Source organism: Streptomyces griseofuscus, from assembly GCF_014673495.1.
Lineage (GTDB): Bacteria > Actinomycetota > Actinomycetes > Streptomycetales > Streptomycetaceae > Streptomyces > Streptomyces murinus.
This window is the reverse complement of the sequence record NZ_CP051006.1, coordinates 1,200,217-1,216,085: the sequence shown is the minus strand read 5'-3', so window position 1 is coordinate 1,216,085 and position 15,869 is coordinate 1,200,217. Positions and strand designations below refer to the sequence as shown.

The window sequence follows — 15,869 nt, the reverse complement described above, 5'->3', positions numbered from 1 at the left end:
TCAGTCCCGCACGATACCGCTCGGTATCGTGCGGGACTGATCGGTATCGATTCTTCGATCCTCCGTTTCTCCTGAAGGGGCGAACATGAAGCTCTCCGAGTACGTGCGCTACGACGGCGTCGGCCTGGCCGACCTGGTGGCTCGCGGCCAGGTGACCGCCGCGGAACTCGCCGCGACCGCCCAGGCGGCGTCCGACGCGGTGAATCCGCGGCTCAACGCGGTCGTGGAGACCTGGCCCGCACAGGACATACCGGCCGCGGGCAGTACGCCGCTGGCCGGCGTGCCGTTCCTGATCAAGGATCTCGCCGTCGCGATGGCCGGCAAGCGGGTGGAACTGGGCAGTCGTATCGCCGCCGGGAACGTCGCCGGGGCCGACTCATCGCTCATGGCGCGCCTGCGGCGCGCCGGGCTGGTGACGCTCGGACGCACGGCGACCCCGGAGTTCGCGTACAGCACCACCACGGAAGGAGTCCTGTACGGCGCCACCCGTAACCCCTGGGACCCCACCCGCAGCCCCGGCGGCTCCAGCGGCGGCTCGGGAGCGGCGGTCGCCGCGGGCGTCGTCCCGATCGCGCATGCCACCGACGCGGCGGGTTCCGTCCGGGTCCCCGCCGCCGCGAACGGTCTGTTCGGGCTGAAGCCGACCCGTGGCCGGATCTCCATGGGGCCGGACACGGACGAGGTCTTCAACGGGCTCGCCGTGCATGGCTTCCTGAGCCGCTCGGTACGCGACAGCGCCGCGCTGCTGGACCTCGTCCATGGCCCCGAGGCCGGCGACCCCTACGCCGCCCCGCGGCCCGAGCGGCCGTACACGCGGGAGATCACCCGTTCCCCGGGCAGCCTGCGGATCGGTCTCCTCACCCGGCCCTGGGGCGGCCGGGCCGTCGAGGGAACCGTCCTCGACGCCGTACTCCGCTCGGCGCGACTCGCCGAGTCCCTGGGGCATCGGGTGGCGGAGGTCCAGGTCGAACTGGGCATCGGCTGGGAGGAGTTCGTCCAGGCCAACGCCCGTCTGTGGAGCACCAATCTGGTGACCTGGATCGACGGCTTCGCCACCGCCTTCGAGCGGCCCGTCGACCTCACCACCCTCGAACCCGAGACGCTCGCCAGTTATGTCTACGGACGGCGGGTCAGCGGCGCCGAGTTCGTCGACGCGCTCGCGATGCGCAACAGCGTCGCGCGCGCGATCGGCCGGTACTTCACGGAGTACGACCTGCTGCTCACCCCGGCCCTGCCCGAACTGCCGGTCCCCCTGGGCACGTACGCCGAGGATGCCGAGGGCGTCGACGGGCTCGGCTGGCTCGAACAGGTCTTCCACCGCTCGCCCTTCACCGCCGCGTTCAACATCGCGGGCACCCCGGCCATGTCCGTCCCCCTGGAGACGGACCTGGCCACCGGGCTCCCCATCGGCATCCAGTTCGCCGCGGGTTACGGCCGCGAGGACGTCCTCTTCCGCCTCGCCGGACAGTTGGAAGAGGCCGCTCCCTGGGCGCGGCGGATCCCCGCCGTGTGGGCGGGGAATCGCCAGGACGCCTGACCGCGCGGGCGGGCGGGGACGCTCCGTGGTTCGAACTCGGTCCCGGTCAGTCCTCGCTGGGGGTGGCGGGGAGTTTGGACTGGATGAGGTCCATGACGGTGGAGTCGGTGAGGGTGGTGACGTCTCCGAGTTGGCGGTTCTCGGCGACGTCGCGCAGGAGGCGGCGCATGATTTTGCCGGAGCGGGTCTTGGGGAGTTCGGCGACGGGGAGGATTCGTTTGGGTTTGGCGATGGGGCCGAGGGTGGCGCCGACGTGGTCGCGGAGTGTGCCGGTGAGGGTTTCGTCGTCGGCGGAGGCGGTGCCGCGCAGGATGACGAAGGCGACGATGGCCTGGCCGGTGGTCTCGTCGGTGGCTCCGACGACGGCTGCCTCGGCGACGGCGGGGTGGGAGACGAGGGCGGATTCGACCTCGGTGGTGGAGATGTTGTGGCCGGAGACGAGCATGACGTCGTCGACGCGGCCCAGGAGCCAGATGTCGCCGTCGTCGTCCTTCTTGGCGCCGTCGCCGGCGAAGTACTTGCCTTCGAAGCGGGACCAGTAGGTGTCCTTGAAGCGCTGGTCGTCGCCCCAGATGGTGCGGAGCATGGAGGGCCAGGGTTCGGTGAGGACGAGGTAGCCGCCGCCGCCGTCGGGGACCTCGTGGGCCTCGTCGTCGACGACGGTGGCGCTGATGCCGGGCAGGGGGCGTTGTGCGGAGCCGGGCTTGGCCTCGGTGACGCCGGGCAGGGGGGAGATCATCATGGCGCCGGTCTCGGTCTGCCACCAGGTGTCGACGACGGGGGTGTGGTCGGCGCCGATGTGTTTGCGGTACCAGATCCAGGCTTCGGGGTTGATGGGTTCGCCGACCGAGCCGAGGATGCGCAGGCTGGAGAGGTCGTACTTGGCGGGGATGTCGTCTCCCCACTTCATGAAGGTGCGGATGGCGGTGGGGGCGGTGTAGAGGAGGGAGACCTTGTATTTCTGGATGATCTCCCAGAAGCGGCCCTGGTGGGGGGTGTCGGGGGTGCCCTCGTACATGACCTGGGTGGCGCCGTTGGCGAGGGGGCCGTAGACGATGTAGGAGTGGCCGGTGACCCAGCCGACGTCGGCGGTGCACCAGAAGACGTCGGTCTCGGGTTTGAGGTCGAAGACGGCCCAGTGGGTGTAGGCGGCCTGGGTGAGGTAGCCGCCGGAGGTGTGCAGGATGCCCTTGGGTTTTCCGGTGGTGCCGGAGGTGTAGAGGATGAACAGGGGGTGTTCGGCGTCGAACGCCTCGGGGGTGTGTTCGGTGGGCTGGGCGGCGAGGAGGTCGTGCCACCAGATGTCGCGGGTGTCGTCGAAGGCGACGTCCTGGCCGGTGCGGCGTACGACGAGGACGTGTTCGACGTTGCCGGCTTTTTCGACGGCTTCGTCGACGGCGGGTTTGAGGGCGGAGGGCTTGCCGCGGCGGTAGCCGCCGTCGGAGGTGATGACGACCTTGGCGTCGGCGTCCTTGATGCGGGTGGCGAGTGCGTCGGAGGAGAAGCCGCCGAAGACGACGGAGTGGGCGGCGCCGATGCGGGCGCAGGCCAGCATGGCGATGGCGGTCTCGGGGATCATCGGCATGTAGACGGCGACGCGGTCGCCCTTGCGGACGCCGAGGTGGAGGAGGGCGTTCGCGGCGCGGGAGACCTCGTCCTTGAGTTCGGCGTAGGTGATGGCGCGGCTGTCGCCGGGCTCGCCCTCGAAGTGGATGGCGACCCGGTCGCCGTGGCCGGCCTCGACGTGCCGGTCGACGCAGTTGTGGGCGACGTTGAGGGTGCCGTCCTTGAACCATTTCGCGAAGGGGGGGTTCGACCAGTCCAGCGTCTCGGTCGGCTCTGTGGCCCAGGTCAGCCGGCGGGCCTGCGCGGCCCAGAAGCCGAGCCGGTCAGCCCTGGCCTGCTCATACGCCTCCGCCGTGACGTTGGCGTGTGCGGCCAGGTCGGCGGGGGGCGCGAACCTGCGTTCTTCCTTCAGCAGGTTGGCCAGGCTCATGTCACTCATCAGGACTCCGTCGTCGTCGAGCGGGTGGGCGGCGGTGGCGGACTCAGCCCGCGAGCGGCCAGGTCGGCAGGGACTTGTCCTTCCAGGTGGCGTTGGCCACGCCGGCGAACGAGCCGTACCAGGCCAGCACCGCGGTGAGCAGACCCGCCCAGCCGCCGGCGTGCGAGACGCCCGTGCTCTGCCCGAGTGCTCCGGCGGCGAGCAGCACGAAGGTCAGCGACAGCACCGTGAACACGGCGAGCAGGACACCGTTGATCCGGGTGGCGACGATCGTCATGTAGAGGGTGAAGATGGCCCAGGCGAGCAGGAACAGGCCGGTGGCCTGGTGGGCGTGGGCCGCCGGGAGCTTCGGGGCGACGAACTGGACGTAGGCCGCGAAGGAGAGCCAGAAGCTGCCGTACGAGGTGAAGGCCACGGCGCCGAAGGTGTTGTTCTTGCGGAACTCCCACATACCGGCGAGCACTTGGGCGATGCCGCCGTACCAGAGGGCGAGCGGCAGCACCACGGCCTCCAGCGCGCCGTCCTTGATCAGACCGGCGTTGAAGACGGAGAGCACGAAGGTGGTGAGGGCGAAGGCCGCCAGGCCCAGGGGACCGGGGTCGGCGATCTGCGTGGGGGCCGCGGGGCTCGCCGGGGTCCGCTCGTCGGTGCCGGGCGTCTGGGTGTCGTTCATGGTGCGGTCCTTGGGTAGAAGAGGGTTCGGACAGCGGTCCGGGAGCGAGGCGGCGCGGACGCAGACACGGCGAACCGCGGGGGCGGTACGCGTCGGGCTGCGGGTTTTGGTCCGGGCGTGAGTGCGCGGACGGACAGGGCGGGTTCGGCTGCCGCTCCCGGTCGGGAAGCGCGGCCGGCCGTCCCTTGCCGGTGCCTTTCTCTGGTCGGTTACTGTGCGGCACACCCGCCCCGCCGGGGAGCCCCCGTACGGGACTTGTCGATCAGTGGTGGCCGTCGCGCGACGAACGGGCGGGGACGGCGGACGAACGGTCGCCGTCCGCTGCCGAGCGGTCGGCCGGGCCCGCCGCGAGTGCCTCCGGCAGATGCAGCCGGGCCAGCATCACGGAGGCCGCCGAGGGCACCCGGCCGGGCGTGAGCAGGGAGCCGCCCACCATGGTCAGGAAGGCGGCCGGCACGCTCCAGGCCGCGGGCTCGGCGAGCAGGGCCCCCGCCCAGCCGGTGCCGCCCACCCCCAGCAGCGTGAGGGTCAGCGCCGCCGCGGACAGCCCGCCGCCGACCAGCATCCCGGCGACGGCCCCGGCCGCGGTCAGCCGCCGCCACCAGATGCCCAGCACCAATAGTGGACAGAACGTGGAGGCGGCGACGGAGAAGATCAGGCCGACCTCGTGGGCGACGGACATACCGCTCCCCGACAGCAGCAGCGAGATCGCACAGGGCACCAGGACGGCGGGCGCGGCGGCCCGGCGGAATCCCCGTACGTCCCCGCCGAACAGGTCCTGCGACAGTACGGCGGCCACGGACAGGGCCAGCCCCGAACAGGTCGACAGGAACGCGGCGAAGGCGCCCGCGACCACCAGCGCCGTCAGCAACTGGCCCGTGCTGCCCGGCACCAGGCGTCCGGGCAGCAGCAGTACCTCGGTGTCCGCCGCCCGGTCCGCCGCGGCCGGGCCCGGGGCGTAGAGCCGGCCGAGACCGCCGTACACCTCGGGCAGCACATAGAAGACGCCGAGCAGGCCGAGGACGCCCACCGTCGTACGGCGGGCCGCGCGGCCGTCGGGGTTGGTGTAGAAGCGGGCGGTGACATGCGGCAGGCCCATCGTCCCGAGGAAGAGGGCCACCATCAGCGAGTAGACGCCGTAGAGCCCCTGCCCGCCGTCGTGCCCGCCCGCCGCGTGCGCCACGGGCAGGGGGGAGGGGCTGCCGGCCGGGTGCCAGACGCCGCGCCAGACCAGCAGCAGCGCGAGCGCCGGGACGGCGAGCGCGGTCAGCTTCAGCCAGTACTGCACGGACTGCACGAGCGTGACACTGCGCATCCCGCCGGTGATCACGCTCACCAGCACCACGACGGCCACCAGCACGGTCCCCGACCAGGCGGGCGCGCCGAGCGCCGTGTGCAACGCGAGCCCCGCGCCGACCAGTTGGGGCACCTGGTAGAGCAGTCCGATGAGTACGACGAACACGGTGGCGGTCCGCCGTACCGCCATCGAGCCGAGGCGCGCCTCGGCGAAGTCGGAGACGGTGTAGGCCCCCGAGCGGCGCAGCGGGGCGGCCACCAGGACGAGCAGCACCAGATAGCCGGCCGTGTATCCGATGCCGTACCAGAGCATGGTGCTGCCGTACGTCGCCAGCAGCCCGGCGATGCCCAGGTAGGAGGCGGCCGAGACGTACTCGCCGCTCACGGCGGCCGCGTTGCGCAGCGGTGAGACGGTACGGGAGGCGACGTAGAAGTCCGGGGTGGAACGGGACCGCAGGCCGTAGCCGCCGACGCCCACCGTCACGGCGACGACGAGGAGGACGGCCGTCAGGTTCGCGGGCGCGTTCATCGGCGGGTGTTCGTGAACGGCGGACAGGCTTCTCGGCGGGTGTTCATGATCGGCGCACGTGTTCGTCGAAGTCGCGTTCGTTGCGCTCGGCCCGGCGGACGTAGCAGATCCCGGCCGCCACCAGCAGCGCGTAGACGGGCGGGCCCAGGACCAGCCAGGGCAGGCCCGCGCCCCACAACCGCGCCCAGTGCGGCACCGGTACCCGCCCGAGCAGCAGCGGCAGGGCGGCCAGCGGCAGACAGACCGCGGCGCAGACCAGCAGGCCCAGCCGCAGCTGGGTGCGCATCAGCGCCTTCATGTACACCTCGCCGAGCGGGGTCTGCTCGTGTACGTCGCGCACCGCCGCGTCCCGCCGTCCGGGCCGGGCGGCACGGGTGCGGGGGTGGCTGACGCTCACGCGCCGGGACGGGTCACCCATGGGCGGCCCGTCCGCCGCGCGGGAGGCCGGACGCGGGCAGCATCAGTTCGCGGAGCCGGCGGCTGCTGCGGCGGCTGACCGGGAGCACGGTGCCCGCCACCCGCACCGACAACCGCCCGGAGTCGGCGAGCAGTTCCTCGATATGGCCGGTGGCGACGAGATAGCGGCGGTGCACCCGTACGAATCCGGCGTCCTGCCACTGCTCCTCCAGGCTGGACAGCGGGGCCCGCAGCAGACAGCTCCCGGACGCGAGATGCAGGCGCACGTAGTCGCCGCACGCCTCCACATGCCGTACCTCGGAACGCTGCACGAAGCGGGTCACCCCGGATATCTCCACGGGGATCGTCTCGTCGTCGGCGGGCGGCTCCGCGGGGGGCGCGGGTGGTACGGGCAGGGGTGCGGGGGCCGGTTCCCCGGGCGCGGGGGGCGGGGTCCGCCGCTCGGCGATCCGCCGGACGGTCTCCGCGAGCCGCTCGGCGCGGACGGGCTTGAGCAGGTAGTCCAGGGCGCGCACCTCGAAGGCGGGCACCGCGAAGTCGTCGTACGCGGTGACGAACACGACCGGCGGCGGCTCGGCGAAGCGGGACAGGACCCGGGCCACCTCAAGTCCGTCCAGGCCGGGCATCCGGATGTCGAGGAAGACCGCGTCCACCGGGTGCCGGTGGGCCAGGGCGCGGTCCAGCGCCAGCAGGGCGGCGGGGCCGTCCGCCGCGCACTCGACGGGGCCGACGCCCTGATGCAGTCCGAGCAGATAGACCAGCTCGTCGCGGGCGTGTGGCTCGTCGTCGACCACCAGGATGCGCAGCATGTGCAAATATGAGCATTGCTCATATAGTTGGTCAATCTCTCAAGTGGTGTGGGATTGGCCACACGCCCGGGGGTTCCCGGCCGGCGGTGCCGTCACCCCCGCACGGTACTTGGGCACCCGCAGCCGTACCTTGGTGCCCGCGCCGGGCGCGGTCTCGACCACCAGCCCGTACGCGTCGCCGTACACCCGGCGCAGCCTGGCGTCGACATTGCCGAGGCCCACCCCACCCGAACCGCCGCCGCCCGGCGCGGACGTGCCGCCCGCGACCAGGATGCGGCGCAGCTTCTCGGGGTCCATACCGGCCCCGTCGTCCTCCACCGTGATGTGCGCCTCGGCGCCGACGTCCCACGCGAGTACGGTGATCCGCCCCGGCCCGGTACTGCCCTCGAAACCGTGCCGCACCGCGTTCTCGACCAGTGGCTGCACACACAGGAACGGCACGGCCACCGGCAGCACTTCCACGGCCGCCTGGACATCGATGCACAGCCGGTCGCCGAACCGCGCCTGCTCCAGCACCAGATACTGGCCGATCGATCGGAACTCCTCGGCCAGCGTGGTGAATTCACCGTGCCGACGGAACGAGTAGCGGGTGAAGTCGGCGAAATCCAGCAGCAGTTCACGGGCCCGCTGCGGATCGGTACGCACCAGCGAGGCGATCGCGGTCAGCGCGTTGCAGGAGAAGTGCGGCGATATCTGCGCGCGCAGCGCCCGCAGTTCCGCCTCCACCAGACGGGTACGGGAGCGGTGCGACTCCGCGAGTTCCAGTTGCCCGGAGGTCCAGCGCGCCACCTCGCCCGCGGCCCGGACCAGACCCGCCGACACACCCGGGGCGTAGACCAGCAGCGCGCCCTCGACCCGGTCCTCCACCACCAGCGGCACCGCGACCGCCTCGCGCAGCTCGCAGCGCAGGTCCCCGCACCACACCCGGTCCGCCTTCAGTACGGCACTCCCGCCGCCGGCCAGCACCTCCGCCGCCAGCTCCGCCGCGCCCGCGCCATGGTGCTTGCCTGCGCCGTCCCAGGCCAGCACCCGCTCGGTGTCGGTGACGGCGAGACCCGGGGCGCCCAGCAGCTCGCGCAGATGCCGGGCGGCCGCACCGGCCGAGGTCTCGGTCAGCCCGGCGCGCAAGGCCGGTGCCGCGAGGGAGGCACGATGCAGCGCCTCGAAGGCCGCCTGCCCGGCCCGCCCGTCGAAGCCCGCGTGCCGGCGCAGCCGACCGGGCCGCCGGAAGATGTCAGCCATGGCGGCCAAGGTAGCCCTACGGATGCCGGGCGAGACAGCCGTCTCACACGGCAGCTCACCTCGCCGGTCCTGGCATCGGCACCGGCACGAGCCTGCCGTCCCGTACCTCGGTGATCCGGTCGGCGGCCGCGAGGTGGGTGCGGTCGTGGGTGACCAGGACGGTGGCGGTGTCCCGTTCATGGGTGAGCCGGGTGAGCAGGTCGAGGACGGCGGTGCCGCGCTCGTGGTCCAGGGCGCTGGTGGGTTCGTCGACCAGCAGGACGGTGGGGTCGTTCATCAGGGCACGGGCGATGTTGACGCGCTGGCGCTGGCCGCCGGAGAGCTGGTGCGGGCGGCGCCCGGCCTGGTCGGCGAGGCCGACCGCGTCGAGCAGCGCCAGGACCCGGGCGCGCGCCCGGGCGGGGGAGCGGCCGTCGATATGGGCCATGACCTGGAGCTGTTCGGCGGCGGTGAGGGACGGCAGCAGATTGGGCTGCTGGAAGACGATGCCGATCCGGCCCCGGCGCAGCTCGGTCAGCTCGCCCCGGCTCAGTCCGGTGGTGCGGATGCCGTCGACGGTGACGGTGCCGGTGTCCGGTGTGATCAGGGTGGCGGCGACGGCCAGCAGGCTGGACTTGCCGGAGCCGGAGGGGCCGACCACGGCGGTCAGGCTGCCCGTGGGCACCTCCAGGGTGACCCGGTCCAGGGCGGTCAGCCGGGTGTCGCCGTCGGGGTAGGTGAGGGTGATGTCGTTCAGGCACAGGCTCATCGGGCGCTCCCCAGGGCGGTCAGCGGGTCGACGGAGGTGATGCGGCGGACGGACAGCGCGGCCCCGAGGGCACCGAGGACGACCGTCACCGCGGCCGGGACCAGGACGGTGCCCGGGGAGAGGACGAAGGGCACGGCGCCGCCCACGACGAGGGCGCCCAGGGCGGCGGCGATGCCGGTGCCGAGCAGGGTGCCGCCGACGAGCAGGACGACGGCCTGGCCGAGCGCGTCCCCGAGGAGGTAGGCGGTGGAGGCGCCCAGAGCCTTCAGCACGGCGACATCGGCGCCGCGCTGAATGGTCCACACGGTGAAGAAGGCGCCGATGACCAGGGCGGAGATGGCGAACAGAAAGCCGCGCATCAGCTGGAGGGAGCCGTTCTCGGAGGTGTAGGAGCCGATCGCGGACAGCGAGTCGGCGGGGGAGACGGTCCTGGTGCCGGCCCGCCGGTCGACGGCCGCGATATCGGCCCCGGAGGAGGTGGTCAGGGCGAGGACGGTGGCGGCCGGGCGCTTCCCGTCGCCGGTGGGCGGCGCGGTCCCGCGCCAGACGTCCAGGCTGGTCCAGACGACCGGGGTGTGGCTGAAGAAGGCGTCGCCCCGCACCGCGGCGACCGTCAGCCGCTGCCCGGCGAGGGTGAGGGAGCCGCCGGAAGTCACGCCGAGGCCGTCGGCGGCGCCGGTGGAGAGCACCACCGTACGGTCGTCGAGCCGCCCGCCGTCCGGGGCGAGACGGGAGCCGGGCCGGACGCCGAAGACGGAGACCCCGGCACTGCGGTCCCCCGCGGTGGCCTTGGTGGTGCTGATCCCGAGCGGTTCGGCGCTCTCGACCCCGGGTGCCTCGGCCCACTGCCGCCGCTGGGCGTCGGTGACGGCGGAGTCGGCGTACGACAGAGCCTGGCCACGGGCGGGGGACCGGAAGGCGATCTCGGTGGCGGGCAGTCCCGTGATCGCCGAGATGTTCTGCCGGCCCAGCCCGGCCGTGAGCCCGGACAGCAGCCCGACCAGCAGGGTGATCAGTACGACGACGGTTCCCATCAGGGCGAAGCGCCCCTTGGCGAACCTCAGATCTCTCCAGGCGACGAACACGGCCTCGGCTGTCCTTCCGACGGGGAAAAGCGGTAGGCCCTCACCGTCGCCGTCGCGCCCCCATGTCCGCGTCCGGCGCAGGACGGCACTTCACGGGCCGGAAGGCGGCGGGCGGACTCCAACTTTCGACAGAGGCCACAAGGCCCGCGGCTTCCGTAGCCTGGGAGGCACTGTGAACACCGCTTCCCCCGCCCTGACCCCGACCACCCGGGCCCTGTCCTGGTGCCTGCACCTGCTGGTCCTCGGCCTGCTCACGCTGGCCGGCTGGCGAGCCGTCGCCGACGAACGGTCCGCCGCGTGGCCGGTCGTCGCCGTCGCCGTGGCCTGCGCCGGGGTGTACGCGGCCGGGCCGCTGCTGCCCGGCGTCCGCCGCTCCCGGCGGGCCGCCGCGCTGTGGCTCGCCGCGGTGGGCGCCGTATGGCTGGTGCTGCTTGCGCTGTCCGCCGACGCCGTGTGGATGGCGTTCCCGCTGTATTTCCTCCAGCTGCATCTGCTGCCGCGCCGGTCCGGGCTCGCCGCCGTGGCCGCCACCGCGGCGGCGGCCGTCGCCGGTTTCGCCGCCCATCAAGGCTCCTTCGGCGCGGCCATGGTGATCGGCCCCGCGCTCGGCGCGGCGGTCGCGGTCGCGGTGGTACGGGGTTATCAGGCCCTGTACCGGGAGAGCGAGCGGCGCAGACGCCTGATCGAGGAACTCACCGCCACCCGCGCCGACCTGGACCGGGTCCAGCACACGGCGGGGGTGCTGGCCGAACGCGAACGCCTGGCCCGCGAGATCCACGACACCCTCGCCCAGGGCCTCTCCAGCATCCAGTTGCTGCTGCGCGCCGCCGAACGCGCCCTGCCCGGCAGGCCCGATGCCGCCGCCGGTCATGTGGCGGCGGCCCGCCAGGCCGCGGTGGACAACCTCGCCGAGGCCCGCCGCTTCGTCGCCGCGCTCAGCCCGCCCGCCCTGGACGGCACCACGCTGGCCGACGCGCTGGCCAGGCTGTGCGTCACCACCGGCGACCACCACCGGATCAGCGTGCGCTTCCACCTCACCGGCGAACCGGTCCCGCTGGCCATGGAGCACGAGGTCGCCCTGCTGCGCATCGCCCAGTCCGCCCTCGCCAACACCGTGCGGCACGCCCGTGCCACCGGTGCCGAGATCACCCTCGGCTACCTCGGCGACCGCGTCGCCCTCGACATCTCCGACGACGGCACCGGCTTCGACCCCGCCCTGTCGCCCGCCCCCGACCCGGAGAGCGGCGGGTTCGGACTGGCCGCGATGCGGGCCCGGATGCATGCCCTCGGCGGCACGCTGAGCATCGAATCCGCGCCGGGCAGGGGTACGTCCCTGGCCGCGCGGCTGCCGCTCGGCGGGCCCGCCGACGGTACGCCGGGCAGCGCGTCCGGGATCATGTACGACAGCACGCCCACCCCCGTATCCGACATCACGCCCGAGGCTCGCCCGTGACCGACGACAGCGCCCCCATCCGGCTGCTCCTGGCCGACGATCACCCCGTGGTCCGGGCCGGGCTGCGGGCCGTGCTGGAGACCGAGCCCGGCCTGGTCGTCGTGGCCGAGGCCGCGACCGCGGAGGAGGCCGTGGCCCGGGCCGCCGGGGGTGATGTCGACGTGGTGCTGATGGACCTCCAGTTCGGCAAGGGGATGGGCGGGGCGGAGGCGACGGCGCGGATCACGGCGAGGGCGGGGGCGCCGCGGGTGCTGGTCGTGACCACGTACGACTCCGACGCGGACACCCTGCCCGCCATCGAGGCCGGGGCCACGGGTTATCTCCTCAAGGACGCGCCGCCCGAGGAACTGGCCGCGGCCGTGCGCACCGCCGCGGCCGGGCGCACCACCCTCGCGCCCACGGTCGCCGAGCGGCTCATGAACCGGCTGCGCATGCCGGGCACCGCACTGACCCGGCGCGAGACCGAGGTCCTCGCGCTGGTCGCCGACGGCCTCTCCAACCAGGCCATCGCCCACCGCCTCCACCTCACTGAGGGAACCGTCAAGTCCCACCTCGCCCGCGTCTACACCAAACTGGCCGTCGACTCCCGCACGGCAGCGGTCGCCACGGCGACGGACCTCGGCCTGATCCGCCGCTGACCGCGGGACGTGTGCGGCGTCGGGCGGGGGCGTGTGTCGCTGGTGAGGTCTGGTCCGGGGTTGGCTTCGGCACGTATCTGTGGTGGGGGCTGGGGGTGGGGGGTGGCGTGGGGCTGGTCCGGGGTTGGCTCCGGCACGTATTTGTCGTGGGGCTGGGGTGACGTGGGGCTGATCTGGGTTCGTCTGTCGCCGGTGGCGGGCTGGTCCAGGGCTGGCTTCGGCACGCGGCCGTGGTCGGGCTCGGGCTGACGCGCGGCTGATCCCGCGTTCGCCTCTCGTCGGTGGCGGGCTGGTCGGGGGTCGGTTCCGGGGTGGTGCGCGGTGTGCGGGTTGGACTCGGGCTGATCGGTCGGTGGCTTCGGGGTCGTCCATTGCTAGGGGAGGGCTGATCGGGCGTCGGCTTCGGGTTCGTCCGCCATCGGCTCCGGACGCGTCCGCCGTTGATCCCGGCTTCAGCGACCACCGGAGTCGGGCTCCGGACCCCTGGCCTCGGCTTCATCCGTCAGCGCTTCTCCGCTTCGGCCGTCGCTGGTCTCGTCCTGATCCGCCGTCGACCGTCCGCTGCCTCGGTCGTCCCCGTCGCCGGGCTCGCCCGCATGTGCCCGCGGCTTCATCGGCCACTGGCTCCTGCCGCGTCCGCCGCTGGCCTTGGCCTCGTAAGACCGCCAACAGCCCCCGTCCGGGCCTGTCGGGGCTTCGGTTTCGTCTGCCCCTGGTCTCGGGCTCGTTGATCCCGGGTTGGGCTTCATCTGTCACCGTTCTCGCTTCGGCTGTCGCTGTCCCGTCCTGGTCCACCGTCGACCGTCCGCTCGGTCGTCCCCGTCGCCGGGCTCGCCCGCATGTGCCCGCGGCTTCATCGGCCACTGGCTCCTGCCGCGTCCGCCGCGCATCTCGGCCTCGTAGGGTTGCCGACAGTCCGCGTCCGGCAGCCGACCCCGATCTCATCCGCCGTGACCCGCTTCGCCCGCCCCCGGTCGCGGGCTCACCGGCCCCGCCCGTCACCGGCTCTTGGCCCATCCCCCCGCCCTCCAACCCGTCACCCCGTCGTCCGCACTCCGGCCTCCCCACCCCCCGTCGTATGGGAATCTTTTATGTTCCTGGGGGCGTGTGAGGCCGGTGGCGAAGGAGTGGGGGCGGCGAGGGTGGGGCACGAGGGGCGGGAGGTACTCGCGGGTGGGGCGCGGTTGTATGAGGCGGCGCAGGCGGTGGCCGGTGATCATGCCCGCGCGGTCGAGGCGGTGCGCGCGGCGCTGAAGCCGATTCATGACGCGCTGGTCAAGCGGGAGCTCGACGCCATCCCGGTCGCCCGGTTGCAGGACGTCACCGAGGGCCGGCTGCGGCTGGGCAGCGTCGACAAGAGCGGTCTGAGCACGGTGGGCCAGGTCCTCGAAGCGGGACCGTACCGGCTGCGGCAGATCCCCGGCGTCGGCCAGCGCACCGTCGACCAGATGCTCGCCGCCGCCCGCCGCCTGTCCGAGGCCGTGCACGAGACGGTGGCCGTCCATATCGACGTCGACCGGCCGGAACCGGCGACCACCGCCCTGGTCGAAGCCCTGCACGTCCTGGTGGAAGCGGGTCCGGCGGCCCGGCGCGCGGTGGACGAGGCCGTCGCCCTCGCCAAGCGCCTCGGCCCGCTGCTGACCGAGGCGAAGCCCGCCGCCGGACGGTTCAGGATGCTGCTGGCCGGACGGGAGAAGCGGGCCCGCGCCCTGGCCGCGCTCGCCGAGATCCGCTCCCTCACCGCCGAGGCGGAAGCCGCCGGCCTGCCCGAGTCGCTGGCCCAGACCTCGGTGGACCTGCTGCGCGGCACATCCTCCGACATCGCGGCCTGGGTGGACTTCGAGCTGCGCTCCGCCGAGTACTACGGCCTGCTCGCCGAGATCTCCGGCCGGCAGCCGGACGCGGCCGCCGCCGAGGGCTTTCTGCCGGACGAGGTCGCCGAGCGGGTCCGTATCCAGCAGCTCGCCGAGGAGCATCGGCGCGTCTCCCTGCGCGGCTACCAGGCGTTCGGCGCGCGCTTCGTCCTCGCGCAGCGCAAGGTGATCCTCGGCGACGAGATGGGCCTCGGGAAGACCATCCAGGCGATCGCCGTACTGGCACACCTCGCGGCCGAGGGGCAGAGCCACTTCATGGTCGTCTGCCCGGCGAGCGTCCTCGTCAACTGGACCCGGGAGATCGAGGCCCGCAGCACCCTGCGCGTCACGGTGCTGCACGGACCCGACCGGCACGAGGCGTTCGCCGACTGGAAGGGGCGGGGCGGGGTCGCGGTGACCACGTTCGACGCGCTGCGCGGATTCCCGGAGCCGGGCGGCGGCGAGGTCGGACTGCTCGTCGTGGACGAGGCGCACTGTGTGAAGAACCCGAAGGCCAAGCGGTCCCAGGCGGTTGCCGGATGGGCGGAGCACTGCGAGCGCGCCCTGTTCATGACCGGAACTCCCATGGAGAACAGGGTCGTCGAGTTCCGCAACCTGGTCGGGATGCTGCACCGCGGGATAGCGGACTCCCTGGGAGAAGGGGACGCGCCGGCCGGTTCGGTCGCCTTCCGCAAGGCCGTCGCCCCGGTGTACCTGCGGCGCAACCAGGTGGACGTACTGACCGAACTGCCCAGCCTCCAGCAGTCCGACGAGTGGGAACAGCTCAGCGCGTCGGACGAGGAGGCGTACCGGGAGGCCGTACGCGCCGGCAACTTCATGGCGATGCGCCGGGCCGCCTATGCGCACCCGAAGGGATCGGCCAAGCTGGACCGGCTCCGTGAGATCGTCCGGGAGGCCGGCGAGAACGGGCAGAAGACCGTCGTCTTCTCCAACTTCAAGGACGTACTGGGCGTGGTACGGGACGAACTCGCCCCGGACACCACCCTGTTCGGGCCGCTCACCGGAAGCGTCCCGGCCACGCGGCGCCAGCGGCTCGTGGACGACTTCGCCGCCGCGTCCGGCCCCGCGGTGCTCCTGGCGCAGATCCAGGCGGCCGGCGTCGGCCTCAACATGCAGGCCGCCTCCGTCGTCATCATCTGCGAACCCCAGATCAAGCCGACCATCGAACACCAGGCGGTGGGCCGCGCCCATCGGATGGGGCAGGTCAGGCCGGTACGGGTGTACCGGCTGCTCGCCACCGGAGGCGTGGACGAACGCCTGGTGAAGATGCTCGCCGCCAAGACCCGCCTGTTCGACGCCTACGCGCGCCGCAGCGCCGTGGCCGAGTCGACCCCCGACGCGGTCGACGTGTCGGACACCGAGCTGGCCCGCCGGATCGTCGAGGAGGAGCAGGCACGGCTGGGCGTGACGGAGGAGCTTGCACGGCCGGACGTCGCGGAGGAGCGGGCACGGCCGGGCGCCGTGGAGGAGAGCCCACTGCAACCCAGCGAGTGACCGAGGAGCCGCCCGCGACCTTCGTACATCGTCCCGGGGGTCCGGCCCGAGCCCCCGTAACATCACCCG

12 protein-coding genes are annotated in these 15,869 nt (G+C 72.9%); 4 read left to right on the top strand and 8 right to left on the bottom strand.

Annotated features, from left to right (window positions below; translation table 11 throughout):
• The first annotated feature begins 85 nt into the window (after window positions 1-85).
• Window positions 86-1,537 carry an amidase gene (locus HEP81_RS05320; RefSeq protein WP_037657322.1) on the top strand — a complete coding sequence of 484 codons (1,452 nt, stop codon included), beginning with the start codon at window positions 86-88 and terminating at the stop codon, window positions 1,535-1,537.
• 46 nt (window positions 1,538-1,583) lie between these two features.
• Here HEP81_RS05320 and acs read toward each other — a convergent pair whose 3' ends face one another.
• The 8 genes from acs to HEP81_RS05280 all read right to left on the bottom strand — a co-directional run bounded on the left by acs (window position 1,584) and on the right by HEP81_RS05280 (window position 10,341).
• Window positions 1,584-3,542, bottom strand: coding sequence for an acetate--CoA ligase (gene acs / locus HEP81_RS05315; RefSeq protein ID WP_190275949.1), 1,959 nt, complete (start codon window positions 3,540-3,542; stop codon window positions 1,584-1,586).
• A 43-nt stretch (window positions 3,543-3,585) separates the two neighbouring features.
• Window positions 3,586-4,215, bottom strand: coding sequence for an acetate uptake transporter (locus HEP81_RS05310; RefSeq protein WP_051850738.1), 630 nt, complete (start codon window positions 4,213-4,215; stop codon window positions 3,586-3,588).
• Window positions 4,216-4,477: 262 nt separating this feature from the next.
• Complete coding sequence (locus HEP81_RS05305; protein WP_037663962.1) at window positions 4,478-6,040, bottom strand: sodium/solute symporter; 1,563 nt, start codon at window positions 6,038-6,040, stop codon at window positions 4,478-4,480.
• 43 nt (window positions 6,041-6,083) lie between these two features.
• Window positions 6,084-6,458, bottom strand: a complete 375-nt coding sequence (locus tag HEP81_RS05300) for a hypothetical protein (protein ID WP_037663963.1) — start codon at window positions 6,456-6,458, stop codon at window positions 6,084-6,086.
• Complete coding sequence (locus HEP81_RS05295) at window positions 6,451-7,266, bottom strand: LytR/AlgR family response regulator transcription factor (RefSeq protein ID WP_037663964.1); 816 nt, start codon at window positions 7,264-7,266, stop codon at window positions 6,451-6,453. Before HEP81_RS05295 ends, HEP81_RS05300 begins: the two co-directional genes overlap by 8 nt.
• A gap of 39 nt (window positions 7,267-7,305) precedes the next feature.
• A complete protein-coding gene (locus tag HEP81_RS05290; protein ID WP_051850739.1) occupies window positions 7,306-8,508 on the bottom strand; it encodes a sensor histidine kinase in 1,203 nt (400 codons plus the stop codon).
• Between the two features lie 55 nt (window positions 8,509-8,563).
• Entirely contained in the window at window positions 8,564-9,256 is a 693-nt protein-coding gene (locus HEP81_RS05285) for an ABC transporter ATP-binding protein (RefSeq protein WP_037663966.1), read from the bottom strand.
• Window positions 9,253-10,341: an ABC transporter permease gene (locus tag HEP81_RS05280; protein ID WP_037663968.1), complete on the bottom strand. Its 1,089-nt coding sequence runs from the start codon at window positions 10,339-10,341 to the stop codon at window positions 9,253-9,255. Before HEP81_RS05280 ends, HEP81_RS05285 begins: the two co-directional genes overlap by 4 nt.
• Before the next feature lie 172 nt (window positions 10,342-10,513).
• Between HEP81_RS05280 and HEP81_RS05275 the strand changes: the two genes are divergently transcribed.
• From HEP81_RS05275 to HEP81_RS05265, 3 genes are all read left to right on the top strand, one after another.
• Entirely contained in the window at window positions 10,514-11,794 is a 1,281-nt protein-coding gene (locus HEP81_RS05275) for a sensor histidine kinase (RefSeq protein WP_078967796.1), read from the top strand.
• Window positions 11,791-12,432 carry a response regulator gene (locus HEP81_RS05270; RefSeq protein WP_037663970.1) on the top strand — a complete coding sequence of 214 codons (642 nt, stop codon included), beginning with the start codon at window positions 11,791-11,793 and terminating at the stop codon, window positions 12,430-12,432. The genes HEP81_RS05275 and HEP81_RS05270 overlap by 4 nt, the downstream gene beginning before the upstream one ends.
• A 1,091-nt stretch (window positions 12,433-13,523) precedes the next feature.
• Window positions 13,524-15,800 carry a DEAD/DEAH box helicase gene (locus HEP81_RS05265; RefSeq protein WP_078967797.1) on the top strand — a complete coding sequence of 759 codons (2,277 nt, stop codon included), beginning with the start codon at window positions 13,524-13,526 and terminating at the stop codon, window positions 15,798-15,800.
• Window positions 15,801-15,869: the final 69 nt, after the last annotated feature.

Excerpts from the sequence above, each read along its gene's own strand:
- HEP81_RS05290 (WP_051850739.1), bottom strand. The coding sequence starts at position 8,508 with ATGGCTGACATCTTCCGGCGGCCCGGTCGGCTGCGCCGGCACGCGGGC.
- HEP81_RS05305 (WP_037663962.1), bottom strand. The coding sequence starts at position 6,040 with ATGAACGCGCCCGCGAACCTGACGGCCGTCCTCCTCGTCGTCGCCGTG.
- HEP81_RS05295 (WP_037663964.1), bottom strand. The coding sequence starts at position 7,266 with ATGCTGCGCATCCTGGTGGTCGACGACGAGCCACACGCCCGCGACGAG.
- HEP81_RS05310 (WP_051850738.1), bottom strand. The coding sequence starts at position 4,215 with ATGAACGACACCCAGACGCCCGGCACCGACGAGCGGACCCCGGCGAGC.
- acs (WP_190275949.1), bottom strand. The coding sequence starts at position 3,542 with ATGAGTGACATGAGCCTGGCCAACCTGCTGAAGGAAGAACGCAGGTTC.
- HEP81_RS05320 (WP_037657322.1), top strand. The coding sequence starts at position 86 with ATGAAGCTCTCCGAGTACGTGCGCTACGACGGCGTCGGCCTGGCCGAC.
- HEP81_RS05285 (WP_037663966.1), bottom strand. The coding sequence starts at position 9,256 with ATGAGCCTGTGCCTGAACGACATCACCCTCACCTACCCCGACGGCGAC.
- HEP81_RS05265 (WP_078967797.1), top strand. The coding sequence starts at position 13,524 with ATGTTCCTGGGGGCGTGTGAGGCCGGTGGCGAAGGAGTGGGGGCGGCG.
- HEP81_RS05300 (WP_037663963.1), bottom strand. The coding sequence starts at position 6,458 with ATGGGTGACCCGTCCCGGCGCGTGAGCGTCAGCCACCCCCGCACCCGT.